This is a genomic window from Isoptericola jiangsuensis (assembly GCF_048320105.1).
GTDB classification, from domain to species: Bacteria; Actinomycetota; Actinomycetes; order Actinomycetales; family Cellulomonadaceae; genus Isoptericola; species Isoptericola jiangsuensis_A.
Window position 1 is genome coordinate 2,344,988 of sequence record NZ_CP182942.1, and the last position, 23,987, is coordinate 2,368,974.

The following is a 23,987-nucleotide window of genomic DNA, read 5'->3' on the forward strand; positions in this document are numbered from 1 at the left end:
ATCTCAACGTTCCTGGTGAGGATCGCTGGCGATGGTTGACAGCAGGGTGGCCCCTGGCTACTTTTGCGGAGATTGATCCGGTGCAGCGATGCACCGCGAGAGTGGCCACGTAGGACGGGTCCAGCCCGCCACCCGGAACCAGGGCGGCGCACGGGCGGGACCCGGCAGTGCAGTGCAGAGGTCGGCGACGGTGCGGACTTGCTCCCACCGTCGCCCACGTGACGGCGGGCACCGCTGACGAGCGCCCCGCCCGACCGCGACGGACGGCCTCCGCTCCCCCGGAAGACCACCCGAGAGGAATCGCAGGATGTTGACATTCGACCGCAAGAGACGCGGCATCTCCGCCGCCGTCCTGGCCCTGACGACGTTCGTCAGCGGGCACATCCCCGGCCTGGGCGTCACGGCCGAGGCCACGCCCGTCGCCGAGGCCAAGCCCGCAGCCGTGACCGCCGCGGCTCCCGCAGCCGCCGCCACCGCCGCAGATTCGTGCGACTACCCCGCCCAGAAGATCGACCTGACGAACTGGAAGGTCACCCTGCCCACCGGGACGGGCACCTCCCCCACCGAGATCCTCCAGCCTGAGCTCGACACCTTCTCCGTCGACCCCTGGTTCCAGGTCAACTCCAAGTGCACCGGCATCCAGTTCCGCTCCGCGGTCAACGGCGTGACGACCTCCGGGTCGGGCTACCCCCGCTCCGAGCTGCGCGAGATGACCGCCGACGGCACCGAGCGCGCGGCCTGGGACGCGACGACGGGCAAGCACACCATGGTGTTCCGCGAGGCCTTCAACCACCTGCCCGAGGACAAGCCGCACCTGGTCGGCGCGCAGATCCACGACGGCGACGACGACGTCACCGTCTTCCGCCTGGAGGGCACGAGCCTCTACATCACCAAGGGCAACGACACCCACCACAAGCTCGTCACGGACAACTACAAGCTGCACACGGTCTTCGAGGGCAAGTTCGTCGTCAAGAACGGCAAGATCAAGGTCTACTACAACGGCAAGCTCCAGACCACGATCAAGCACACCGCCTCGGGCAACTACTTCAAGGCCGGCGCCTACACGCAGGCCAACTGCAACAACTCCTCGCCGTGCGACAGCTCCAACTACGGCCAGACCAGCCTCTACCAGCTCCAGGTGACCCACACCGGCACCGGCACCACCCCGACCGAGCCTCCGGTCGAGCCCACCGAGGAGCCCACGGAGCCCCCCGTGGAGCCCACCGAGGAGCCGACCGAGCCCCCCGTCGAGCCGACCGAGGAGCCCACGGAGCCCGCAGCCGGTTGCGACTACCCCGCCGAGCAGCTCGACCTGACGGACTGGAAGATCACCCTGCCGACCGGGTCGGGCACCTCCCCCACCGAGATCCTGCAGCCGGACCTGGCGACCTTCTCGACGGACACCTGGTTCCAGGTGAACGACGAGTGCGACGGCGTGCAGTTCCGCGCCGCGGTCAACGGCGTGACCACCTCCGGGTCGGGCTACCCCCGCTCCGAGCTGCGCGAGATGACCGACGGCGGCAGCGAGAAGGCCGCCTGGGACGCGACGTCGGGCACCCACACGCTCGTCGTGCGTGAGTCGTTCGACCACCTGCCCGAGGTCAAGCCGCACCTCGTCGGTGCGCAGATCCACGACAGCGACGACGACGTCACGGTGTTCCGCCTGGAGGGCACGAGCCTCTACGTGACGAAGGGCAACGACACCCACCACCACCTCATCACCGACGACTACCAGCTGGGCACCGAGTTCGAGGCCAAGTTCGTCGTCGCCGACGGTGAGATCAAGGCGTACTACAACGGCGAGCTGCAGACCACGATCCCGCACACGTCGTCCGGCAACTACTTCAAGGCCGGCGCCTACACCCAGGCCAACTGCGGCAACTCCTCGCCGTGCGACAGCTCCAACTACGGCCAGACCACCGTCTACGACCTCGAGGTGACGCACTCCTGACCGGCTGACCCTCACGTCGAGCACGGTGCGGACCTCCGGTCCGTACCGTGCTCGACGCATGGGGGGCGCGCTAGCGTGGTGCCATGACGTTCAGCCACTCGCAAGGCACCCACGGCGCGCGCATCCCCGGATGGTTCTTCCGCACCGTGAACCGGCTCGTGGCGGGTCGGATCAAGCGGTCGTCCGGGACCTTCATGGGCATGGACACGCTCGTCCTGACGACGATCGGGCGCAAGACCGCAGAGGCGCGGTCGGCACCGGTGGCCTGGTTCGACGACGGCGACGGACGCTGGCTGATCGTGGCCTCCAAGGGTGGGGCCGCGACGAATCCCGCCTGGTACCTCAACCTCGCCGCGCACCCGGACCAGGTGACGATCGAACGGGCCGGCACGACGATCCCCGTCACCGCCACCGAGCTGCACGGCGAGGAGCGCGAGGCCGCCTGGTCACGGATCAAGGCCGAGGCCAAGCAGTTCGCCGGCTACGAGTCCAAGACCGACCGCGTGATCCCGGTGATCCGGCTGACGGCCCGCACGGACTGATCCCCCGGCCCGCCTCGCCCCCCTCCCCCGCTAGCCCCTCTTCGCCGCCGGCCTCTTCACCGCTGCCCTCTTCGCCGCACCGTGGCTCGACCACGCGACGACGGACGCGCGCCGCTCTGCGGTAAATCGATGCACTGTCGATGGGCGGCATCCTCGACACGAACGCACGTTTGTTCGGCCGGAAACGTTGACCTCGCGCTCCTGAGGTGCCACAGTCCTGCCATGATCCAATGGCGAATCGTTGCACCAACCGTGTCCACCGTCGCACTCGTCGTCGCCCTGTGCGGCGTCGGTGCCGGCACCGCGGCCGCCACACCGGCCGCCACCGTCCAGCCCGGAGCTGCCTCCAGCACCGCGGAACCGGGACCCGACCACTGGCCCGTCGACGCCGTCCGCGCCCTCAGCAGCGACGGAAACCTCCCCGAGTTCGCCGTCGACGACGACCCGACGACCCGGTGGTCATCGCTCACCGCGAGCCCCGAGGAGCCGCAGTGGCTCGTGCTCGACCTGGGTGCCGTGCACCCGGTCGGCTACCTCGGGATCGCCTGGCACAAGGGCGACGAGCGGCAGTCGCTGTTCGACGTCGAGCTGTCGACCGACGGGACCACCTGGCACCCCGCGGCCGTCGACCAGGCCGGTTCCGGCACCTCGTCGAATCTCGAGCCGGTCGTGCTCGACGGCGACGCCACCACGGGCACCGACGCCCGCTACGTGCGCTACCTCGGGCGCGGCAACAACCTGTCCGGCTGGAACAGCGTCACCGAGATCCGCGCCTACCCGCCGTTCGCGGGCGGCGCCGTCGTCGACGACCTGACGGACCTCCTGCCCGTCCCGGACCCTGACGCCGTCGCCTGGACCGAGCCGGGCCTGGTCACCGCGACCGGTGAGCGGTACGTGCCCGCCGAGCCCGACGCCGTCACCGGTCGCACCATCGACGTCCGCGACCACGGCGCCGACCCTGCCGCAGGGACCGGGGACGACGCCGCGGCGATCCGCGCCGCGGTCGCCGCCGCCGAGCCCGGCGACGAGGTCTACCTGCCCAAGGGCACCTACGACCTGCTCACCACGGAGCCCTCCGACCCGACCACCAACGTGGCGCTGCGCAGCGGCGTCGACCTGCGGGGCGCGGGGTCCCGGACGCAGCTCGTGTCCGCCCTCACCCCGGACACCCAGTCCGGCAAGGTCCTGCGCGGCTACGGGATCCAGGACGTGCAGATCACCGACCTCACCGTGACCTCCACCTTCGACGGCCCCCTGCCCACCGACCACCAGGACGACACCGCGGCGGGCGGGCCGGCCTACGGCATCGTCGTCGCGAACCTCGGCTCCCGGCCCAGCACCACGGTTCTCGTCGAGGACGTCGTCGTCGAGCGCTTCCAGAAGATGGGCGTGCGGATCGAGAAGAGCCGTGACGTGACGGTGCGCGACTCGACGTTCCGCGACGCGACCAGCGTCGGCGGCGGCGGCAACGGCTACGGCGTCTCGATCCAGGGCACCGCCGGCAAGGACCGGTTCGCCTACGACGACGACTCCCGGCACAACGTGGTGGTCGACAACGAGTTCGACGGCACCCACCTGCGCCACTCGGTGCTGCTCCAGTACTGGACGCACAACAACCTCGTGGCCGACAACCGCATCCGCGGCGGCGTGCTGGACGCGATCGACCTGCACGGCGAGGACGAGTACCTCAACGAGATCCGCGGCAACGTCGTCACCGACGGACAGGCCGCGGCGATCGCCCTCGGCAACACCGGCGGCACCTCCACCCAGCACGACGCCGCCGGTCCGGGCAACTGGATCCACCACAACGTCCTGAAGAACAACCGTGAGGGGGTCCTGCTCATCATGGGGACGCCCGACACCGTGGTGGAGAGCAACCTCGTCACCGGCGGGCGTGGCGACCACGTGCGGTCCGGCATCGAGGTCCGCAACGCGCCGGGCACCGTCGTCCGGCTCAACACGATCCTCGCGAACCGTGCCGACGACTTCTGGGGCGTGCACCTCGCGGTGGACCCCGGTGACGACGGCCACGCGAGCGGCGTCCCCACCGACGCGCTGGTCACGAAGAACCTCGTGACGGCCAACACCGGTGGGGTGCGGGTGGACGCCGGGCAGGACGTCCGGCTCCAGCACAACGTCGTCCGCGGCAACGGCACGAACACCCAGATCGACGCCGCCGCCGACGTGACGGTCAAGTAGCACCTCACCTTCCCGAGCGACGGGCGGCCGGCACGAGGAGTGCCGGTCGCCCGTCGTTCGTGCACGGCTTGGTGCACGGTGAGTGCACGGTGAGTGCACGGGTTAGTGCAACGATCTATCCCAACTCCTCCCTGTGTCGAGAGGCTCATTTTGTGCCTCTGACCTGCGCAAACAGATTTTTTTCACCCATCTGTTGACAGGTTGCTTCCGGGCAACTAGTTTCAGTTCTGAGATCTCCGGTGCATCGTTGCACCAGGTCAGGGCCTCGACTTCACCGTTGAGGGGAGCACCACGCTCAGAGGCCCCGACGCCGCTCCACCGCCGTCTCCGGCACGGGTCCCCTGCCCACCGGACCGCCGCCGACCAGAACCACGCGCTGACGAGCGCAGGACGTCCCCGGCTCGGCACCACATCAGACTCAGGGCATTCGAAAGGAATCGCACGATGAGACTCCGCACCAAGCACGGCATCACCGCGCTCCTCGCAGCCACGGTCCTCCTCGCCGGCCAGGCCGCGGGCGTCGGTACCGCAACCGCAGCGGCACCCTGCGACTACCCCGCCCAGCAGCTCGACCTGACGAACTGGAAGGTCACCCTGCCCACCGGGTCGGGCACCTCGCCCACCGAGATCGAGCAGCCCAGCCTCAAGACCTTCGCGGCCAAGCCGTGGTTCCAGGTCAACTCCAAGTGCACCGGCATCCAGTTCCGGGCCGCCGTCAACGGCGTCACCACGTCCGGGTCGGGCTACCCCCGCTCCGAGCTGCGCGAGATGACCGACGGCGGCAGCGAGAAGGCGTCGTGGTCGGCGACCTCCGGTACCCACACCATGGTGTTCCGCGAGGCCTTCAACCACCTGCCCGAGGACAAGTCGCACCTGGTCGGCGCCCAGATCCACGACGGCGACGACGACGTCACGGTGTTCCGCCTGGAGGGCACGAGCCTCTACATCACCAAGGGCGACGACACCCACCACAAACTCGTCACCAGCAACTACAAGCTGAACACCGTCTTCGAGGGCAAGTTCGTCGTCAGCGGCGGTCAGATCAAGGTCTACTACAACGGAGTCCTGCAGACGACGATCGCGCACACGTCGTCCGGCAACTACTTCAAGGCCGGCGCCTACACCCAGGCGAACTGCAGCAACTCCTCGCCGTGCGACACGACCAACTACGGCCAGACCACGCTCTACAAGCTGCAGGTCACGCACTCCTGACCTCGTGCCACCGACCGCCGGGTGCCAGCCGATCAGCCGGCGCCCGGCGGTCAGTGCGTGGCCGCGGTGATCTCGGCCAGCAGCGCATCGCGGCGGTCGGCGGCCAGGAACGACGAGCGCACCGAGTTCGCGGCGAGCGTCGCCCGCTGCGCCGCCGTCAGGTGGTGGGCGTCGTCGAGCGCGGCGAGGTTGTCGTCCAGATGGCCACCGAAGTAGGCCGGGTCGTCGGAGTGGACCGACACGTTCAGTCCGCGTCCCAGCATCTCCGGCAGGGGATGCTCGTGGATCGATCCCACCGCGCGCAGGGCGACGTTCGACAGGGGACACACCGTCAACGGCACCTGGTCGGCGACGAGCCGCGCGACCAGCGCGTCGTCGTCGAGGCAGCGGATCCCGTGGTCGATGCGCTCCGCACCGAGCAGGTCGAGGGCGTCGGCGACGTACGACGCCGGACCCTCCTCCCCGCGTGGGCGATGCGGCGCAACCCGGCCTCACGGGCCCTGGCAAAGAGCCGCTCGAACTTCGCCGGCGGGTTGCCCACCTCCGCGGAGTCCAGGCCGATGCCGACGATCGGGGCACCCGACGCGAGCAGCCGCTCGAGGACGTCGAGCGCCTCCGCCTCGTCCCGGTCGCGCAGGAACGCGGCGATCAGCAGCGTCGAGACGCCGAACTCCTCCTCGCTGGCCGCCAGGACCTGGCCGATCCCCTCGACGACGGTCTCCAGCGGGACCCCGCGGACCAGGTGGGCCTGCGGGTCCACCATGATCTCCGCGTGCCGCACCCCCGCGGCGGCAGCCCGGCGCAGGTAGGCCCGCGTCATGTCCGCGAAGTCCTCGGCCGTGCACAGCACCGCCATGTTCGCGTAGTAGAGGTCGAGGAACGACTGCAGGTCGGTGAAGTCGTAGGCGGCGCGCAGCGACGCGACGTCGGGATACGGCAGCCGCACGCCGTTGCGCGCGGCCAGCTCCATCACGAGCTCGGGCTCCAGGGTCCCCTCGATGTGCAGGTGCAGCTCGGCGTGGGGAAGCGTGGTTCTCACGCGTCGATCGTGCCAGGCCGACGTCGTCCCGGCAGCATCGCCCCGGCCACGACGACGGCGATCCCGGCGACGGGCAGCACCAGCAGCGCGGCGCGCAGCGACGTCGCGTCCGCGACGATGCCGATCACCGGCGGCATGAGCAGGAACCCGAGCCGCAGCAGCCACGACACCACCGCCAGGCCGGTGCCGGCGCGCAGGCCGGGCAGCTCGTCGGCGGCGTGCATCGCCGCGGGGATGACGGTGGCGACGCCGAACCCGGCCAGCGCGAACCCGACGATCGTCGTCGGCACCGACGGGAACGCCAGCGCGAGACCCATCGCGACCGTGACGAGCACACCGCCCGCACGCGCCACCGCGGCCTGGCCGAACCGGTCGACGAACCGGTCGCCCGTGGCACGACCGAGGAACTCCATGGCCATGAAGGCGACGAAACCGGTGGCGGCGACCGCCCCCGCGGCACCGAGCGACCCGGACAGGTAGAGGGCGGCCCAGGCGTTCGCCCCGTCCTCGATGATCGCGCCGGCGATCGCGACGACGGCGAACGCCGCCAGCAGCAGACCGACGCGGCCGCGCCGCGGACCTGGTGCGGGAACGTCGGTCACGGCACCGTCCGTGACACCGTCCGCCGGCGCCGTGCGCTCGGCGGCGCGTGCCGACGCGGCGGCGTCGTCGGAGGCGCGGACCTCCGCATCGAGACCGGGGAGCCGGAACCGGTACGCGGTCAGCGCGACCAGGCAGAAGACCGACCCCGAGATCGTCAGGTGCACGCCGAGCGGCAGGTCGAGGGCGATGGCGGCGGCCGCCATGCCGCCGCCGATCACGGCACCGGCGGACCACAGGGCGTGGAACGAGTTGAAGACGGACCGGCCGTACCGACGTTGCACACGCAGGCCGTGGGCGTTCTGCCCGACGTCGGTCACGGCGTCGCAAGCCCCACCGAGGAACAGCGCCAGCGCGACCAGGGCGAGCGACGGGGCGAACCCGACGCCCACCATCGCCAGCGCCGTGAGGATCGTGCCGCCGACGGCGACCCCGGCGGACCCGAACCGGCGGATGATCGCGGCGGCCGCGAGCCCGGACAGCATCGCGCCCGCGGGGAACGCGACCACCATGAGGCCGTACACGGTGTTCGACAGGTCGAGGGCGCCCTTGATCTCCGGGTAGCGCGGCAGCAGGTTGGCGAACAGCGCGCCGTTGGTGAGGAACATGGCGGACACGGCGGCGCGTGCCCGGCGGTCGGCGCGGGTCGGGCCGGCGGCGGTCGGCTCGTCGCTGACGGTCATGGTGCGGGGTCCTTCGTCGAGGTCACCGGGGCGAGGATCCGTGCGACGCCGCTGCGGACGACGGCGTCGTCGGGGCGCTCGGTGTCGAGCGCGCGGTGGATGGTGACGCCCTCGACGAACGCGTCGAGCAGGCGGCAGGTCAGGGGGTCGAAGTGCCGGGCGAGCGCGGCACGGCTACGGCTCATCCACGCGTTCGTCAGGGTGCGGAACGCAGGGTCACGGGCGGCGAGCGTGTACAGCTCGTGGCTGAGCACGAGGTCGCGCTGGGTGGCGAACACGTCGGTGGTGATGAGGGCGACGACCGCGTCCGCGGCCTGCTCGACGTCGGTCGCCTGGCCGAGCCGGCGCTCGAACGCGGCGGCCTGCTGCTCCGCGAACCGGCTGAAGGCGGCCCGCAGCAGCTCGTCCATCCCGGCGAAGTGGTACGTCATGGAGCCCAGCGGCACGTCCGCGGCGGCGGCGACGCGGCGGTGCGACGTCCCGGCCACGCCGTGCTCGGCGACGACGTCCAGGCACGCGTCGACGATGCGGTCACGGCGGTGGGGGTCGTGGCGGCGCGGGCGTGCCGGGCCCGCGGGCGGCGAGGCCGTCACCTCGCGGGGCCCGCCGGCGAGGTGGCCGGACGTCGTCATGCGGACGATCGTACACACGATGCGGACGATCGTACGCACCGAGCTTCGCCAGGGACCGCACCTGAGATCGACCACGGCTTGTCCGCTCCGCAGATGCGGGGTTAGTGTGCTGATCGTGCCGACGATGAGGGTGAGCGAGGCTGCCGTCTACCTGGGCGTCAGCGATGACACGGTCCGCCGCTGGATCGACCGCGGTCTGCTGGCCGCGACCACCGACGACGCGGGCCGCAAGGTCGTCGACGGGTACGACGTCGCCGTGGTCGCGCGCGAGCACGCCACGCCGCCCGGCCTGCCGCCAGGCATGAAGAGCTCCGCGCGCAACCGGTTCGTCGGGATCGTCACCGACCTCACCGTCGATGCCGTGATGGCACAGGTCGAGCTGCAGTGCGGCCCGTTCCGCGTGGTCTCCCTCATGAGCGCGGAGGCGGTGCGCGACCTCGGGCTGGAGCGCGGCTCCGTCGCCGTGGCCGTCATCAAGTCCACGAACGTCGTCGTCGAGACCGCCGGCGGATCGGCGTGACCCGCCGCACCGCAGCCCGCGCGTCCGTCGTGCTCGCCGCCGGGCTGGCGCTCACCCTGGCCGCCTGCTCGTCGTCCGACGGCGGCGCGAGCAGCGCCGCGGACGCTGGGGCCGGGACGTCCGGCGACGACGCCCCGACCACGCTGACGGTGTTCGCCGCCGCGTCGCTGACCGAGGCGTTCGAGCAGGTCGCCGCTGACTTCGAGGCCACCCACGAGGGCGTGGACGTCCAGCTGTCGTTCGCGGGCTCGTCGGACCTCGTGGCGCAGATCCAGCAGGGCGCACCGGCCGACGTGTTCGCCTCGGCCGACACCGCCACCATGGCCAGGCTCACCGCCGACGCCCTGGTGGGCGACCCGCGGGACTTCGCCACCAACACGCTCACCATCGCCGTCCCGGCGGGCAACCCCGCCGGGGTCGCGTCCCTGGCCGACCTGGCCGATCCGGACCTCACGCTCGTGACCTGCGCTCCCGCCGTGCCCTGCGGCGCGACCGCGGCGACGGTCTCCCGGGCGGCCGGCGTCGAGCTCGCCCCCGACAGCGAGGAGCAGAGCGTCACCGACGTCCTCGGCAAGGTCGTCGCGGGCGAGGCGGACGCCGGGCTCGTGTACGTCACCGACGTGGCCCGCGCCGGCGACGCCGTCGAGGGGATCGAGGTGCCCGAGGCCGCGAGCGCCGTCAACACCTACCCGATCGCGCCGGTCGCCGACGCCGAGCACGCCGACCTCGCCGGGCAGTTCGTCGACGCGGTCCTGTCCCCCGAGGGCCAGGCGGTGCTCGACGGCCTGGGCTTCGCGCCGCCGTCGTCATGAGGGCGCCGCGTCCTGCCGCGATGCCGGTTGCGCCGCCCAGGGCAGATCGTCGGGGGGCGCCGGAGGTCGCGGTCGGGCTGCCCGGCTGGGCGTACGTCCCGGCGGCGCTGGGCGGGCTGCTGATCCTGCTGCCGCTGGTCGCGTTGTCGACGCGCGTGGACTGGGGCGACTGGTGGTCGCTGGTGACGAGCGAGCCGGCGCGGGTCGCCCTCGGCCTGAGCCTGCGCACGGCCGCCGCGAGCACGGTGGCGTGTCTGGTGCTGGGCGTGCCGATGGCGTTGGTCCTGGCGCGGTCGACGGTGCGGGTGCTGCGCTGGCTGCGGCCGTTGGTGCTGGTCCCGCTGGTGCTGCCGCCGGTGGTGGGTGGCATCGCGCTGCTGTCGACGTTCGGGCGGCGCGGGCTCCTGGGCGAGACCCTGGAGGTCGCGGGCGTCCAGGTGGCGTTCTCGACGGCGGCGGTGGTGATCGCGCAGACGTTCGTGGCGCTGCCGTTCCTGGTGGTGAGCCTGGAAGGTGCGCTGCGCACGGCGGGGTCGCGCTACGACGTCGTGGCGGCCTCGCTGGGTGCGCGCCCGACGACGGTCCTGCGCCGGGTGACGCTGCCGCTGGTGTGGCCGGGACTGGTGTCGGGGGCGGTGCTGTCGTTCGCGCGGGCGCTGGGTGAGTTCGGTGCGACGATCACGTTCGCGGGCAGCCTGCAGGGCACGACCCGGACGCTGCCGCTGGAGATCTACCTGGCGCGGGAGACGGACCCGGACGCGGCGGTGGCGTTGTCGCTGCTGCTCGTGGTGGTCGCGGTGGTCGTCATCCTGGGGGCGCACCGGCGCGGGGGTGCGTGGTGACGCTCGAGGTCGACGCCCGCCTGGCGGCCCGGGGTCTCGACGTGGCGCTGCAGGTCGGGGACGGTGAGACGGTGGCGCTGCTGGGCCCGAACGGGGCGGGCAAGTCGACGACGCTGGGTGTCGTGGCGGGCACGCTGCGTCCCGACGACGGCGTCGTCCGTCTCGGTGGGCGCACGCTCGCGCACGTCGAGGGAGGGCGGGCCCGCACCTGGGTGGCCCCGCACGACCGGCACGTCGCGCTGCTCGCGCAGGAGCCGCTGCTGTTCCCGCACCTGTCCGTGGCGGACAACGTGGCGTTCGGCCCGCGCTCCCAGGGGGCGCGCCGGCGGGACGCGGCGGCGCGCGCGGCCGAGTGGCTCGCCCGGGTGGGGGCCGCCGACCTGGCGGGCCGCCGTCCGACGGCACTGTCCGGGGGGCAGGCGCAGCGTGTCGCGGTCGCCCGCGCGCTGGCCGCCCGTCCGCGGCTGCTGCTCCTCGACGAACCGATGGCGGCGCTCGACGTCGACGTCGCCCCCGCGCTGCGGCAGACGCTGCGGCACGTGCTGGCGGAGCAGACGGCGGTGATCACCACGCACGACGTCCTGGACGCGCTGCTGCTCGCGGACCGGGTGGCGGTCGTGGACGCCGGGCGCGTCGTCGAGCAGGGGCCGACGGCGCAGGTCCTGGCCCGGCCGCGCAGCGCGTTCGCCGCGTCGCTGGCAGGCCTGAACCTGCTGACAGGCGTGTGGACGGGCGACGGGGTGCGCACGGACGCCGGGGACGTGGTGCACGGCCACGGCGACCCGGAGGTCGCCGAGGGAGCCCCGGCGGTGGCGACCTTCCGGCCCGCCGCCGTCGCCGTGTTCCTGGCACCCGTGCCCGGCTCGCCCCGCAACCTGCTGCACGGCAGGGTCCGCACGGTGGAACCGCACGGTGACCTGCTGCGGGTGCGCGGGGACCACGTCGCCGCGGACGTCACCCCGCAGGCGGCGGCCGAGCTCGGCCTCGCTCCCGGCGTCGACGTGTGGTTCTCGGTCAAGGCCGCGGAGGTGGACGTCTACCCGGCGTGACGCCCCGGCAGGAGGCCCGCCTCGACCTACGCTCGCAGGAGGGCGTCGCACCGGCCGCGCCACGAACGCCAGGGGGAACCATGATCGTCGTCGGCCTCGTGCTGGCAGGCCTCGCCGCCGTGCTGCACGTCTACATCTTCTGGCTCGAGTCCGTCGCCTGGACGACGACCGCGCGATCCGTGTTCGGGACCACCGAGCAAGAGGCCGCCGCGACCCGGGAGATGGCGTTCAACCAGGGCTTCTACAACCTGTTCCTCGCCGTGGTCAGCGCCGTCGGGATCGTGGTGCACGCGGCCGGGTCCCCGGACGTCGGGGTGGCGCTGGTGCTCGCCGGGACGGGGTCGATGCTGGCCGCCGCCCTGGTCCTGCTGCTCTCCTCGTCCGACAAGCGCGGCGCAGCGGTCCGCCAGGGCACCCTCCCGCTGCTCGCCGTCGTCGCGCTCGGCGTGGGTCTGCTGCTCTGAGGCCTGCCGGGCCCCTCCCTCCAGGGAACACGGTGTTGTTTTCGCCGGTGTGCGTCTGCCCGGATTCCCGACACCTCGGCGTGCCGCGATCACGCTGAGCGCGAAACTCGTGCTGAACGTGATTCGGCCCCGTCCAGCAGTCACGGATCCAGGAACGCTGACACCCCGCGAAACACGACACCACCACCCGGGCGCGCGAGCCCGAAACGGGCGCACACGCTGAGACGCCTTCCGCTGGCCCTCGGGGCGTCTCGGATGCGAGGGTCGATGAAGAACCCCCCGCGACCCGCCCACCAGCCGGTCACCCACCAGCCACGCACCCACCAGCCACGCACCCACCAGGAGGGCACCCGTGTCCGACGTCGTCTCCACCCAGATCCAGCTCGCCCAACGACCCACCGGCTGGCCGACCGCCGACACGTTCCGCACCGTGCAGGTGACCTACGGCGACCTCGCCCCGGGCGAGGTCCGCATCGCCAACGAGTTCGTCTCCGTCGACCCGTACATGCGCGGCCGCATGAACGACGTCAAGAGCTACGTGCCGCCGTACCGCCTCGACGAGGCCATGACGGGTGCCGCCGTCGGGCGGGTCGTGGAGTCCGCCTCCGACGACGTCCCCGTCGGCGCGGCCGTCCTGCACCAGCTCGGCTGGCGCGACGTCGCCCAGACCGACGCCCGGAACGTCCAGGTGGTGCCCGAGATCCCCGGCGCTCCGCTCTCGCTGCACCTCGGCATCCTCGGGATGACGGGGATGACGGCCTACGTCGGCCTCACCGCCATCGCCGGCCTGCGCGAGGGTGACACCGTGTTCGTCTCCGGCGCGGCGGGTGCCGTCGGGACCGCCGTCGGGCAGATCGCCCGCCTGCTCGGCGCGTCACGGGTCGTCGGCTCGGCCGGCACCGCGGAGAAGGTCGAGCTCCTCACCTCGCGGTACGGCTACGACGCCGCCCTCAACTACAAGGACGCGCCCGTGCGCCGCCAGCTGCGCGACCTCACACCGGACGGCGTCGACGTGTTCTTCGACAACGTCGGCGGCGACCACCTGGAGGCAGCGCTCGACCGCATGAACGACGGCGGGCGCCTCGCCCTGTGCGGCGCCATCTCCCTGTACAACGCCACCGAGCGCACGCCGGGGCCGGACAACCTCGCCAACGCCGTCACCCGGGGGCTGACGCTCCAGGGGTTCACCCTGCCGAGCTACACGCACCTCGCCGGGGAGTTCCGGGCGCGGATGACCGAGTGGTTCGGCGCCGGGAAGATCGCCTACGACGAGACGGTCGTCGACGGTATCGAGAACGCCCCGCAAGCGTTCCTCGACATGATGCGCGGCGGCAACGTCGGCAAGATGGTGGTCCGCACCAGCGCGAGCTGACGGCCGGGATCAGGCCCGCGCCGTCACTCCACGGTGACGGACTTGGCGAGGTTGCGCGGCCGGTCGACGTCCTCGCCGAGCGCGACGGCGGCGTGGTAGCCGAGGAGCTGGGTGGGGATGGTCAGCAGGATCGGGTCGAGCTCGACCTCGTTGCGCGGCACCTCGATGCGCGCCGTGGCCGCCGTGCCGAGCTCGACGCCCGGGTGCGTGATCGCGACGACGGCACCCCCGCGGGCGCGGATCTCCTGGGCAGCGGTGATGTTGCGCTCCAGCAGGTCGTCGTCGGGGATGATCGCGACGGTCGGCAGCTCGGGGCTGATGAGCGCGAGGGGGCCGTGCTTGAGCTCGCTCGTCGGGTACGCCTCGGCGTGCCGGTAGGTGATCTCCTTGAACTTCTGCGCACCCTCGCGGGCCACCGGGTAGCCACGCACCCGCCCGATGAAGAACAGGCTCGGCGCCTCGGACAGCTCCTTGGCGGCGGTGGCGAGGTCGCCCTCCTGAGCGAGGATCTCGGCGATCTGCCCGGGGATCGCGCGCAGGCCCGCGATGATGCGTTTGCCGTCGGCGTGCGACAGGTCGTGCACGCGTCCGAGCGCCAGCGCCAGCAGCGCGAACCCGATCCCCATGTGCGTCAGGGCCTTGGTGGAGGCGACCGCGACCTCGGGGCCCGCGTGCAGGTAGATGCCGCCGTCGACCTCCCGCGCGATGGACGACCCGACCGCGTTGACGAGCCCGACGACGGTGCCGCCCTTGCGCTGCACCTCACGGACCGCGAACAGCGTGTCCGCCGTCTCCCCGGACTGGCTGACGACGACGTACAGGGTGTCCGGCTCGATGATCGGGTTGCGGTAGCGGAACTCGGACGCCGGTTCGGCGTCGGCGGGGACGCGCGCGAGGTCCTCGATCATGGACGCGCCGAGCTGGCCCACGTAGTAGGCGGAGCCGCAGCCGAGGATCTTGACCCGGCGGAAGCTGCGCAGCGCGCGCGGGTCGAGGTTCAGCCCGTCGAGCTTGGCCGTGCCGAACCGCTCGTCGAGGCGGCCGGTGAGCATGCGCTCCACCGACTCGGGCTGCTCGTGGATCTCCTTGTGCATGAAGTGGGCGTGCCCGCCGAGCTCCAGCTCCTCGACGGTGAGGTCGATCGTCACCGCGGAGCGGGCCGTGTCCTCCTCGTTCGCGGTGAAGCTGCGGAACCCGTCAGCCGTCACGGACGCGAAGTCGCCGTCGTCGAGCAGCACGACCTGGCTGGTGTGTCGCACGATGGCCGCCGGGTCCGAGGCGACGAACATCTCGCCGTCGCCCACGCCGATCAGCAGCGGGCTGCCGTTGCGGGCCACGACGAGGCGGTCCGGCGTCCTGGTGTCGAGGACGGCCAGCGCGTAGGTGCCGTCCACGTGCGCGACGGCGGCGCGCACCGCGTCCTCGAAGTCGAGACCGGCGTCGAGCTCGCGCGCCACCAGGTGGGCGATCACCTCGGTGTCGGTGTCGGAGGTGAGCTCGGTGCCGTCGGCGGCGAGCCGGGAGCGCAGCGCCGCGAAGTTGTCGATGATCCCGTTGTGGACGACGTGCACGCGGCCGTCGGCCGACGTGTGCGGGTGGGCGTTGCGCTCGCTCGGCTCGCCGTGGGTGGCCCAGCGGGTGTGGCCGATGCCGGCGGTGCCGGCCAGGCGCGCCGGCAGTGCCGCCTCCAGGTCGCGGACGCGCCCCTTGGCGCGGACGACGCGGGACGGGTTCGCCGTCGAGCGGGGGTTGAGCACGGCGACGCCGGCGGAGTCGTAGCCGCGGTACTCCAGCCGGGACAGGCCCTCGACGAGGACGGGCGCTGCCTGCTGGGGGCCGATGTAGCCGACGATGCCGCACATGGGGTGCTCCTGAGGTTCTGAGGATCCGGGGTTCTGAGGATCCGGGGTTCGGGACGGACGGGACGGCGAGCGGTGCTCAGCCGTAGATGACGCGACGGACCTGCCGCTCTGTCAGGGCGGGCGCCGCGACCACGCGGTCGCGGAGCTCGGCGGCGATCTGCGCGTAGATCTCCTCGTTGCGCGCACCGTGCGTGCGCAGCGAGGCGTGGCGACGCCGGACGTAGTCCTCGACCGGTTCTGCGTACCAGGCCAGGACGTCCTGGACCACGCGTGCGGCCTCGGACGGCGGAAGTCCCGTCGTCGTGGCCACGCGGGCGACCAGCTCGGCGTCGATCATCACGCCAGCATGCGCCCGGCGACCACGAACGTCCAATCCTTGCCCGGATTCGGGCAGATCTGGCCGGGCGCCTGCGGGTGGCACGGCGGAGGAGGGCGACCCGCCAGGTGGGATCGGCCCCACCGGGCTCGATCTGTGCGGCAGTTCGTGATCTACGCGGCAGTCCGGACTGCCGCGTAGATCACGAACTGCCGCACAGATCCCGACCCCGCGGTGAGAGGCTGGCCGCATGCCCTCCCCCGCCCGACCCGGACTCGTCGTCAGCCCCGCCCTGACCATCCCGCGGGCCGAGCTGACCGAACGGTTCTCCCGGTCGTCGGGACCCGGCGGTCAGGGCGTGAACACGACCGACTCCCGCGTCGAGCTCTCCTGGGACGTGGCGGGCTCCGTCGTGCTGAGCGACGTCCAGCGGCACCGCATCACCCGGCACCTCGGCGCCCGGCTGGTCGACGGCGTCGTGACGGTCGTGGCCTCGGAGCACCGGGAGCAGCGGCGCAACCGGGACGCCGCGGCCCGGAGGCTGGCCGTGCTCGTGGCCGACGCCGTCGCCCCGCCCGGCCCGGCCCGGCGTGCCACGAAGCGCACCCGCGGTTCCCAGGAGCGGCGCCTGAGCGCCAAGAAGCAGCGGTCGGCGACGAAGCGCGGGCGCTCGTCGCGACCCTCGCGGGACGACTGACGGGACGCCCGTCCCCGCCGACCCCGGGTGAGCCGTCGTCGGCCCGAATTCGGGTGAACCGACGGGCCTGCGACGGCTACATTGCCCGCATGACGACAACAGCCGCCCCCACCTGGCAGCTCGTCGACGACCCGGCCGCCTTCCTCGCCCTCGCCGGCGACACCCTGCGGGCCGACCCGATCCTCGCCACCGTCGTCACGACGACCGCCCAGCAGTGGGTCGACCGCGCCGCCGCCGGCGAACCGCGCCCCGACCACCCGTGCTGGTTCGCCGTCGCCACCGACCCGGCGGACGCCGTCGTCGGCGTCGCGATGCGGACCGCGCCGTTCGAGCCCTACCCGATGTACGTGCTGCCCATGGCCGACGACGTCGCCACCTCGCTCGCCGACCACCTGCTCGCCCACGACGAGCACGTCGACGCCGCCAACGGATCGACCCCCGCCGTCGACGTCTTCATGCGCCGCGTCGCGGAGCGCACCGGCCGCGTCGCCCACCTGGACCGGCCCACCAGGCTCTACGAGCTCGACACCCTCGTGCCGCCCGCGCCGCTCCCCGCCGGGCAGGCACGGCCCGCCGACCGGGACGACCTCGACCTCGTGGTCTCCTGGCTCGACGTGTTCCACCCCGAGGCCGACCGCCAGGCTGGGCGGCCCGACGACGGCACGACGCACCCGACCGTGCACCCGACCGTGCACCCCCAGGACGTCCTCGCACGTCTCGACGGCCGGCGGGTCTGGCTGTGGGAGGTCGACGGGCGAGCCGTGTCGATGGTCGGGTTCCAGGGTCCGGCGCTGGGCACCGCACGCGTCGGGCCCGTGTTCACCCCCGCCGACCAGCGCGGCCACGGCTACGCCGGAGCGCTCACCGCGCACGTCGCCCGCGAGCTCCTCGACCGTGACGCCCGGGTCTGCCTCACCACCGACCTGGACAACGCCGTGTCCAACGCCCTGTACCTGCGGCTCGGGTTCCGACCCGTGGGCGACACCGCCGAGATGGTGCTCGCCCCCGCCTGACCGCGACGTCGCGCGCTGCATCGGCGGGCGGGGTCCGGCACCGGTGGCGGACCCCGCCCGCCGGTGCTGGACTGACCAGATGTCCATCACGACGTCCGACCACGACAAGATCCGCACCTGGGCCGAGAGCCGCTCGGGGGTCCCTGCCCTGTCCGACGCGGACGGCCTGGACGGGCGGCCCGTGCCCGCCCTGGTCTTCGCGCAGGGAACGCCCAGCGCCGCCGCCCGCGAGGTGTCGTGGGCGGAGTGGTTCGCGGTGCTCGACGACTCGAACCTGGCGCTGCGGTACCGGGACGACGACGGCGCGGCCACGCCGTTCTACGAGCTCCTCGCGCGCTGAGCCGCCGCCAGGCCCAGGCGAGCCGGGGCGTCGTCAGTCGCCCGGCCAGTCCCCCGTCATCTTCTCGAACGCCCGGGCACCGCCGCGCTGCACGAGCGCCTTCGTCACCGAGAAGATGACGCCCTGGATCAGGGACGCCAGGAGGATCTCGCGCAGCCGGTACTCCGACTGCAGCGGCGTCGGGGCGTCGTCGGGGTGCCCCGGTGCGACGCGCTTGTACACCTGCTTGAACACCTGCCCGGCGACGACGCCGGCGACGATCGAGCTCGCGATGCCGACGGGCTGGTACAGGATCTTCGCGGCCTTGCCCCCGGACTTCTGGACGCGGCCACCGCTCATCTCGTACTCGGTCATGCCACGACGCTAGGCCGTTCCGGCGTCGTGCGCGCCCCGAGAGTCCTGCGGGTCTCGAGATCCTGCGGTGTGCGGCACCAGCTTGAGGCCGACGACGGCGCCGACGATGCCCAGCAGGAACACGACCTTGGCCGCCGAGACGGGCTCCTCGCCGGTCGCCATCGCGTACGTGACGGTCAGGGCCGCGCCGACGCCGACCCACACGGCGTAGGCCGTGCCCAGCGGGATGCGGCGGACGGCCCAGCCGAGGCCGGCCATGCTGGCGGCGAGCGCCACCAGGAAGACGATCGACGGCGTCAGGACGGACAGTCCCTCGGACGCGCCGAGCGCGGTGGCCCACACGGCTTCGCAGACGGCGCTGAGCAGCAGGATCAGCCAGGCCACGGTCAGCTCACCACCTTGAGGCCGACGACGGAGCCGACCAGCAGCACCAGCAGCAGGACGCGCGCGCGGTCGGCCCGCTCCTGACCGGTGACGAAGCCCCACACGACGGTGAGGGTGGCGCCGATGCCGACCCAGACGGCGTACGCGGTGCCGGTGGGGAGGTCGGTCATCGCCCAGGCCAGTCCGGTCATGGACGCGGCGAGCGCGACGGCGAACAGCAGGGTGGGGCGGGGCTTGCGGAAACCCTCGGAGGCGGACAGCGCGGCGGCCCACACGGCCTCCAGCACTCCCGCGACGATCAGGACGGTCCACGCCATGACGAGACGCACCTCTTTCGCGGCAGTCTTGTCGTGGTGCGGGTACTGCTCCCTCGTCCGCGGACCCTGTTGCCGGGTCCCACGTCCACGGTACCTGCGGCCGTGGCGCAGGTGAAGGTCAGATGCCTCACCCTCCCGCACGGGACTCGTTCGGCAGCTGGCGCTTCGTTCGGCAGTTCGACCTGCCGAACGAAGCGCTAGCTGCCGAACGAAGAGCCGGGGGCGGGTCGCACCGGCTGGCGCAGCACCGTGCGCAGCCGTTCCGGGGCGGTGCGTCGCGGGTCGCCGAGGTAGATCTCGTGGTGCGGTCCGGCGAAGGTCAGCCCGTGGGTCGGCAGGTACTCCTCGTGCAGCTCGGCCAGGACCGGCCCCTCGTCGTCGTACGACCCGACGTGCAGCGTCTGCACGCAGCGCCCCTCGGTGAGCGTGCGGCGTTCCACCCGGTCGAGCCCCGGCAGGTCCTTGGTGGTGCGGACCTGCCGGGCGACGTCGTCGACGAGGTCGGCGTCGACCCAGTCCGGCTGGAGGATCAGCATCGTCCACCGCCAGGCGTCCTTCTCGCGCCGCACGAACGTGCCGGGGTCGTCCGCCGTCCACAGCCCTTCCAGCGGTGCGACGACGTGGTCCCGGCCGAGCCGCGCCCGGGCTGCGAACTTCACCGCGTACGACAGCCCGAACAGCGCCTCGACCGCGGTGGTGTAGGCGGGCGAGGTGTTCGGGTCGCCCTCACCGTCGACGGCGAGGTAGGTCAGGGTGGGGACGTCGACCTCCACGAACCGCCCGCGCGGGGCGGTGTACGACGCGCGGTGCAGCGTCTTGAGGTCGACCTTGGGGTGGGCGTCGGCGGCCATGGGTCGAGGCTATCCGTCGCGGCCGCCACCACCGGGGTGAACTCGTTCGGCAGTTCGAGCTTCGTTCGGCAGTTCGAACTGCCGAACGAAGCTCGAACTGCCGAGCGAAGCGGCGGCCGGGCGCGGGCGCACCCATGTGATGCTTGAACCGACCGACGAGACCGGAGACCCATGACCTTCACGGCCATCACCGCAGCACTGGCGACCGAGACCCATCCCCAGGAGGGGTACGACGGGTTCATCGGCTGGGTGCTCAGCCTGATGGAGTCGCTCGGCGAGGTGGGCGTCGGCATCGCGGTGCTCCTGGAGACCTTCATCCCGCCGATCCCGTCGGAGGCCGTGCTGCCCGCCGCCGGGTTCCTCGCCTACGAGGGCCGGATGAGCGCGTGGTGGGCGATCGTCGCGGCGACGCTCGGCGCCGTCGTCGGCGCGTGGCTCTGGTGGTACCTCGGACGGCTGCTCGGCCGCGACCGCACCCGTGCGCTCGTGGAACGCATCCCGCTCATGGACGGCGACGACTTCGACAAGGCCGAGGCGTTCTTCACCCGGTGGGGACGCGTCGCCGTGCTCCTGGGCCGCTGCGTCCCGCTGGTGCGCAGCTTCGTCTCCATCCCTGCGGGCATCGAACGGATGCCGTTCTGGTCGTTCACGCTGTACACGACCCTCGGATCCGGGGTGTGGAACGCGATCTGGGTCGGCCTCGGGTTCGCGTTCGGTCCGGCGATCAAGCCCGTGCTCGAGCAGTGGAGCGGCATCCTGTCGAACGCCGTGCTGGTCGGGTGCGCGCTGCTGGTGCTGTGGTTCGTCGTCGTCCGTCTGCGACGACGGCGCCGCGAGCGCCGGCGGGGCCCGCTGCGGCAGGACCCGGCCCAGGACTCGGCACAGTAGGGACGGCGGCCCGGTAGGACCGGCCCCGACGGGCGGCGGCCTCTTCGGGGGACGACCAGGGTCGGGTCGGGGGTCTGCCGGATACCGGCCGGGCCCGTCCGTGCCTAGGTTCGAGGCATGAGCACCACGACCCAGCACCGCAAGCTTCTCCGTCCGAGCCAGGGCCGCGTCATCGGTGGCGTGTGCGCCGGGATCGCGGACCACCTCGGCTGGAGCCGCACCACCGTGCGGGTCCTGACCGCGCTGTCCGTGCTGATCCCCGGCCCGCAGGTCCTGGCCTACGTCGTGCTCTGGATCCTCATGCCGGACCAGCGCCGGGCTCTCGCCTGACGCCGGCCCAGCGTGTCAGCCCTTGCGCTTCAGGCGGGCGACGCCCTGGCGGGTGTCGCGGCGCAGGTAGGCCCAGGCCAGCACGACGCAGACGGCACCGTTGAAGATGCCCACCACGACGTCGGCCGGCCCGTGCATGCCGCGGTAGAGGCGTGAGGTGCCCACCGCGAACGGCACGAGCAGGCACAGCACCGTCACCACGGACCGCAGGGCACGGTTCTCGATCCGCTGCGCGAGCATCGCGAGCGTGAACCACAGGGCGGTGGCGGCACCGGTGTGCCCGCTGGGGAAGCTCGACGTGGGCGGGGCGTCGTCGAGCTTCTCCACGTCGGGGCGTTCGCGCCCCACCACCAGCGACGACGTGAGGAAGATCAGGGCCTGCAGGGACACGGCGATCGCAGGCACGACGGCGAACCACCACTGCCGGGTGCGCCACCACAGGTAGAGCACGGTCAGGATCGTCGAACCGATGACGACCTCCGTCATCCCCAGGTGGCCGACCCACTCGGTGACGGTGTTCATCGTGGGGGTGCGGTGGTCGGCGAACCAGCCCTCGAGGCCGTCGCCGGCGGGCAGGTCGCCCAGCGGTTCGACGATGAGGAACCCGATCCCGACGATCAGGCACCACAGCGCCAGCGCGGGGGCGAGCGCCCGCACCGCGAGGTCGCGCAGGGCCTGCTTGCCCGTGGGTGCGTCCTGGTCGATCTCGTAGCGATGGACGAACGTGTTCATCGGGCCTCCGGTTCAGTGGTGCCGGTGGTGGGGTCCCACCCGCGGTAGCCCAGGTAGGACGCCGTGGAGACGACCGTCCCGAGCAGGATCCCGGCGACGACGTCGGTCGGGAAGTGCACGCCGAGGAAGATCCGGTCGGCGGCGGTGATCAGCACGAACAGCGTGGCCGCGACGACGACGAGCACGCGTCCGCGCGCGGCCAGCAGCGGCCACACCAGGATCGTGAGCGTGACGGCGGCCGTGGCCGCGGACGTCACGTGCCCGGACGGGAAGCTGTAGCCGGGGGCGTCGACGAACCCGTCCTCGACGAGCGGGCGGACGCGCCCGACGGCGAGCTTCGCCACCTGCGTGAGCCCCCAGGACACCAGCAGCGTGGCCACGGCCCACAGGGAGCGGGCGGTCATGCCGTGGCGGCGCCACGTCCACAGGGCGAGCAGCGCCCCCGCGAGGACGACGAAGCCCGGTTGGGTGACGGCCGACCACGTGAGGAAGAACGTCTCCAGCCCCGGGTGGGCCCGGGTGACGGCGGTGGCGGACTCGACGACGCGCTGGTCGGCGTCGTGCAGGGCGGTGTTGGTGCGCACGAGCCAGGCCAGCACCAGGAACGGCACGAACCCGACCAGGCCCCACACGAGGGCCCGGGTGAGGGCTCGGGTGCGGCTGGGGGTGCGCGGCGGGCGTCTGGACATTTCCGGCACGCTAGCGCGAGCCGGGCACGGGCGCGCGGCGAGACGGCGTTTCGTGGCGATCGCCACGGGTCACCGGATCGGTGGACGGCAGATCAGGGGACGGCAGATCAGGGGACGGATCCGGGGTCGGGCGCCGGGGCGGCGGGAAGGGGTGCGGAGCACTCGGCGAGGATGGCGCCGTCGACGTCGGTCAGCATCACCTCGACGGTCCAGCCCTCGGGGTCCTGCGGGACGTCCAGCCCCGTGACGGTCCCGACGGCGTCCGGGATGTCGCGCGACAGCCAGTACCCGCCCGCGTCGAACCCGTACTCGTCGACCGACGAGTACGCCGTTCCGTCGGGCGAGGTCACCTTCACGGTCGGCTCCAGGTCCTCCGCCGTGGTGCCGTCGTCGGGCAGTCCCTGGCCGGTGCTCCACCCGGCCGCCACGGACCAGCTCCGGTCGGTCTCGCGCTCGATGCCGAGGCGCGACCGGTGCTCCACGGACGCCCACGTCTCCACGACGGCGTCCGCGTCGAGCGGTCCGGTGCTGCGGCACGACGTCGAGGCGACGGCGCCCGTCGCGCCCACGGATCCCTGGACGAGCCAGGCGGCCGCCCCGGCCGCGCAGAGCACCAGCGCGAGGCCGCCCGTGAGGCGGCGCGGCCACCGGGGGCGGGGCGCGCCCGACGGGGATGTGCGCTGCAGGACTGCGACCCACCGGTGAGGTTCCGGGCGCGTGGACCCCACGACGACGGTGCCGAGCAGCGAGTCCGCGAACGTGCGGCCCTCGGGGTGCACGCCGGCACGCAGGTAGCCGATCATGAACACCGCGTCGAGGAAGTGGGCCAGCCAGCGCAGCACCGTCCCCAGCAGCCCGATCGGGCGGTGGGACCCGGCGTCGACGACCGCGATCCCTGCGACCCGCTTGCCCGGCGTCATCCCGGTGTACGCCTGCAGCAACCCCAGCACCAGGAGCGATCCGGCCGTCCACCGCTGCACGTCCTGGGAGAACGCCGATCCGTCCGTGCCGAGCAGCGGCAGGGTGGCCAGACCGCTCCCGGCACCGGTGGCGCACCAGACGACCAGCGCCACGATCCCGGAGTCCAGCAGCACCGCCAGGACCCGCAGCCACCACGACGCCCGAGGACGTCCCTCGGTGAAGGGGGACGGCATGCGCCGTGACGAGGTCGGGGGCGACGGCGTGACGTCCGACGCGGGTGGACCGGCGGCGCCCGCGCTCGTCGTCATGGCCCGATGCTCCCAGCGGCACCGCCGCGGTGTCCAGGACCTCGAGGGCGCCGCAACGCTGTTGTCGA

26 protein-coding genes, 1 pseudogene and 1 riboswitch are annotated in these 23,987 nt (G+C 72.6%); of the genes and pseudogenes, 15 read left to right on the forward strand and 12 right to left on the reverse strand.

What is annotated here, in order from left to right; all coding sequences use genetic code 11:
- Positions 1–307 precede the first annotated feature (307 nt).
- From ACNHYB_RS10940 to ACNHYB_RS10955, 4 genes are all read left to right on the forward strand, one after another.
- A complete protein-coding gene (locus ACNHYB_RS10940; RefSeq protein ID WP_418275376.1) occupies positions 308–1,951 on the forward strand; it encodes a polysaccharide lyase family 7 protein in 1,644 nt (547 codons plus the stop codon).
- Between the two features lie 83 nt (positions 1,952–2,034).
- Positions 2,035–2,493 carry a nitroreductase/quinone reductase family protein gene (locus tag ACNHYB_RS10945; protein WP_418275377.1) on the forward strand — a complete coding sequence of 153 codons (459 nt, stop codon included), beginning with the start codon at positions 2,035–2,037 and terminating at the stop codon, positions 2,491–2,493.
- Between the two features lie 252 nt (positions 2,494–2,745).
- Positions 2,746–4,692 (forward strand): right-handed parallel beta-helix repeat-containing protein, encoded by a 1,947-nt coding sequence (locus tag ACNHYB_RS10950; RefSeq protein ID WP_418275378.1) that lies wholly within the window; start codon positions 2,746–2,748, stop codon positions 4,690–4,692.
- A gap of 444 nt (positions 4,693–5,136) precedes the next feature.
- Entirely contained in the window at positions 5,137–5,904 is a 768-nt protein-coding gene (locus ACNHYB_RS10955; RefSeq protein ID WP_418275379.1) for a polysaccharide lyase family 7 protein, read from the forward strand.
- Between the two features lie 50 nt (positions 5,905–5,954).
- Here ACNHYB_RS10955 and ACNHYB_RS10960 read toward each other — a convergent pair.
- The 3 genes and pseudogenes from ACNHYB_RS10960 to ACNHYB_RS10970 form a co-directional block, all read right to left on the reverse strand.
- A pseudogene (locus ACNHYB_RS10960) lies at positions 5,955–6,943 on the reverse strand (adenosine deaminase).
- Positions 6,940–8,226, reverse strand: coding sequence for an MFS transporter (locus ACNHYB_RS10965; RefSeq protein ID WP_418275380.1), 1,287 nt, complete (start codon positions 8,224–8,226; stop codon positions 6,940–6,942). Before ACNHYB_RS10965 ends, ACNHYB_RS10960 begins: the two are co-directional and overlap by 4 nt.
- The gene (locus tag ACNHYB_RS10970) at positions 8,223–8,858 is read right to left on the reverse strand and encodes a TetR/AcrR family transcriptional regulator (RefSeq protein ID WP_418275381.1); all 636 of its coding nucleotides are present in this window, start codon (positions 8,856–8,858) and stop codon (positions 8,223–8,225) included. Before ACNHYB_RS10970 ends, ACNHYB_RS10965 begins: the two co-directional genes overlap by 4 nt.
- A gap of 115 nt (positions 8,859–8,973) precedes the next feature.
- On the opposite strand from ACNHYB_RS10970, the gene ACNHYB_RS10975 reads away from it, so the two are divergent.
- From ACNHYB_RS10975 to ACNHYB_RS11000, 6 genes are all read left to right on the forward strand, one after another.
- Positions 8,974–9,378, forward strand: coding sequence for a TOBE domain-containing protein (locus ACNHYB_RS10975; RefSeq protein ID WP_418275382.1), 405 nt, complete (start codon positions 8,974–8,976; stop codon positions 9,376–9,378).
- Positions 9,375–10,190, forward strand: a complete 816-nt coding sequence (modA, locus tag ACNHYB_RS10980) for a molybdate ABC transporter substrate-binding protein (RefSeq protein ID WP_418275383.1) — start codon at positions 9,375–9,377, stop codon at positions 10,188–10,190. The genes ACNHYB_RS10975 and modA overlap by 4 nt, the downstream gene beginning before the upstream one ends.
- A gap of 20 nt (positions 10,191–10,210) precedes the next feature.
- A complete protein-coding gene (locus tag ACNHYB_RS10985) occupies positions 10,211–11,032 on the forward strand; it encodes an ABC transporter permease (protein WP_418275384.1) in 822 nt (273 codons plus the stop codon).
- Positions 11,029–12,081 carry a sulfate/molybdate ABC transporter ATP-binding protein gene (locus ACNHYB_RS10990; protein ID WP_418275385.1) on the forward strand — a complete coding sequence of 351 codons (1,053 nt, stop codon included), beginning with the start codon at positions 11,029–11,031 and terminating at the stop codon, positions 12,079–12,081. Before ACNHYB_RS10985 ends, ACNHYB_RS10990 begins: the two co-directional genes overlap by 4 nt.
- 80 nt (positions 12,082–12,161) lie before the next feature.
- Entirely contained in the window at positions 12,162–12,545 is a 384-nt protein-coding gene (locus ACNHYB_RS10995) for a DUF1304 domain-containing protein (RefSeq protein WP_418275386.1), read from the forward strand.
- A 352-nt stretch (positions 12,546–12,897) separates the two neighbouring features.
- Complete coding sequence (locus tag ACNHYB_RS11000; RefSeq protein ID WP_418275387.1) at positions 12,898–13,917, forward strand: NADP-dependent oxidoreductase; 1,020 nt, start codon at positions 12,898–12,900, stop codon at positions 13,915–13,917.
- A gap of 23 nt (positions 13,918–13,940) precedes the next feature.
- Here ACNHYB_RS11000 and glmS read toward each other — a convergent pair whose 3' ends face one another.
- Positions 13,941–15,779, reverse strand: coding sequence for a glutamine--fructose-6-phosphate transaminase (isomerizing) (gene glmS, locus ACNHYB_RS11005; protein ID WP_418275388.1), 1,839 nt, complete (start codon positions 15,777–15,779; stop codon positions 13,941–13,943).
- A 76-nt stretch (positions 15,780–15,855) separates the two neighbouring features.
- The gene (locus ACNHYB_RS11010; protein ID WP_418275389.1) at positions 15,856–16,116 is read right to left on the reverse strand and encodes a hypothetical protein; all 261 of its coding nucleotides are present in this window, start codon (positions 16,114–16,116) and stop codon (positions 15,856–15,858) included.
- Positions 16,117–16,345: 229 nt separating this feature from the next.
- Here ACNHYB_RS11010 and arfB point away from each other — a divergent pair, with 229 nt between their 5' ends.
- The 3 genes from arfB (at position 16,346) to ACNHYB_RS11025 (ending at position 18,145) form a co-directional block, all read left to right on the forward strand.
- A complete protein-coding gene (gene arfB, locus ACNHYB_RS11015; protein ID WP_418275390.1) occupies positions 16,346–16,792 on the forward strand; it encodes an alternative ribosome rescue aminoacyl-tRNA hydrolase ArfB in 447 nt (148 codons plus the stop codon).
- A gap of 89 nt (positions 16,793–16,881) precedes the next feature.
- Positions 16,882–17,805 carry a GNAT family N-acetyltransferase gene (locus ACNHYB_RS11020; RefSeq protein WP_418275391.1) on the forward strand — a complete coding sequence of 308 codons (924 nt, stop codon included), beginning with the start codon at positions 16,882–16,884 and terminating at the stop codon, positions 17,803–17,805.
- A 79-nt stretch (positions 17,806–17,884) separates the two neighbouring features.
- Positions 17,885–18,145, forward strand: coding sequence for a hypothetical protein (locus ACNHYB_RS11025; protein WP_418275392.1), 261 nt, complete (start codon positions 17,885–17,887; stop codon positions 18,143–18,145).
- A gap of 33 nt (positions 18,146–18,178) precedes the next feature.
- Here ACNHYB_RS11025 and ACNHYB_RS11030 read toward each other — a convergent pair whose 3' ends face one another.
- From ACNHYB_RS11030 to ACNHYB_RS11045, 4 genes are all read right to left on the reverse strand, one after another.
- A complete protein-coding gene (locus ACNHYB_RS11030) occupies positions 18,179–18,499 on the reverse strand; it encodes a DUF4235 domain-containing protein (RefSeq protein WP_418275393.1) in 321 nt (106 codons plus the stop codon).
- 9 nt (positions 18,500–18,508) lie between these two features.
- Positions 18,509–18,883 (reverse strand): DMT family transporter, encoded by a 375-nt coding sequence (locus tag ACNHYB_RS11035; RefSeq protein ID WP_418275394.1) that lies wholly within the window; start codon positions 18,881–18,883, stop codon positions 18,509–18,511.
- 2 nt (positions 18,884–18,885) lie between these two features.
- Positions 18,886–19,200, reverse strand: coding sequence for a DMT family transporter (locus tag ACNHYB_RS11040; RefSeq protein WP_418275395.1), 315 nt, complete (start codon positions 19,198–19,200; stop codon positions 18,886–18,888).
- 16 nt (positions 19,201–19,216) lie between these two features.
- A riboswitch (guanidine-III (ykkC-III) riboswitch) is annotated at positions 19,217–19,283 on the reverse strand.
- 114 nt (positions 19,284–19,397) lie between these two features.
- Positions 19,398–20,051: a GyrI-like domain-containing protein gene (locus tag ACNHYB_RS11045; RefSeq protein WP_418275396.1), complete on the reverse strand. Its 654-nt coding sequence runs from the start codon at positions 20,049–20,051 to the stop codon at positions 19,398–19,400.
- Between the two features lie 171 nt (positions 20,052–20,222).
- Here ACNHYB_RS11045 and ACNHYB_RS11050 point away from each other — a divergent pair, with 171 nt between their 5' ends.
- Together ACNHYB_RS11050 and ACNHYB_RS11055 are read left to right on the forward strand one after the other, a co-directional pair.
- Positions 20,223–20,939: a DedA family protein gene (locus tag ACNHYB_RS11050; protein WP_418275397.1), complete on the forward strand. Its 717-nt coding sequence runs from the start codon at positions 20,223–20,225 to the stop codon at positions 20,937–20,939.
- Positions 20,940–21,056: 117 nt separating this feature from the next.
- A complete protein-coding gene (locus ACNHYB_RS11055) occupies positions 21,057–21,269 on the forward strand; it encodes a PspC domain-containing protein (RefSeq protein WP_418275398.1) in 213 nt (70 codons plus the stop codon).
- A gap of 15 nt (positions 21,270–21,284) precedes the next feature.
- Here the strand turns inward: ACNHYB_RS11055 and ACNHYB_RS11060 are convergent, their stop codons facing one another.
- The 3 genes from ACNHYB_RS11060 to ACNHYB_RS11070 all read right to left on the reverse strand — a co-directional run bounded on the left by ACNHYB_RS11060 (position 21,285) and on the right by ACNHYB_RS11070 (position 23,919).
- The gene (locus ACNHYB_RS11060) at positions 21,285–22,001 is read right to left on the reverse strand and encodes a phosphatase PAP2 family protein (protein WP_418275399.1); all 717 of its coding nucleotides are present in this window, start codon (positions 21,999–22,001) and stop codon (positions 21,285–21,287) included.
- Positions 21,998–22,690: a phosphatase PAP2 family protein gene (locus ACNHYB_RS11065; RefSeq protein WP_418275400.1), complete on the reverse strand. Its 693-nt coding sequence runs from the start codon at positions 22,688–22,690 to the stop codon at positions 21,998–22,000. Before ACNHYB_RS11065 ends, ACNHYB_RS11060 begins: the two co-directional genes overlap by 4 nt.
- A 107-nt stretch (positions 22,691–22,797) precedes the next feature.
- Positions 22,798–23,919 (reverse strand): RDD family protein, encoded by a 1,122-nt coding sequence (locus ACNHYB_RS11070; RefSeq protein ID WP_418275401.1) that lies wholly within the window; start codon positions 23,917–23,919, stop codon positions 22,798–22,800.
- Positions 23,920–23,987 lie beyond the last annotated feature (68 nt).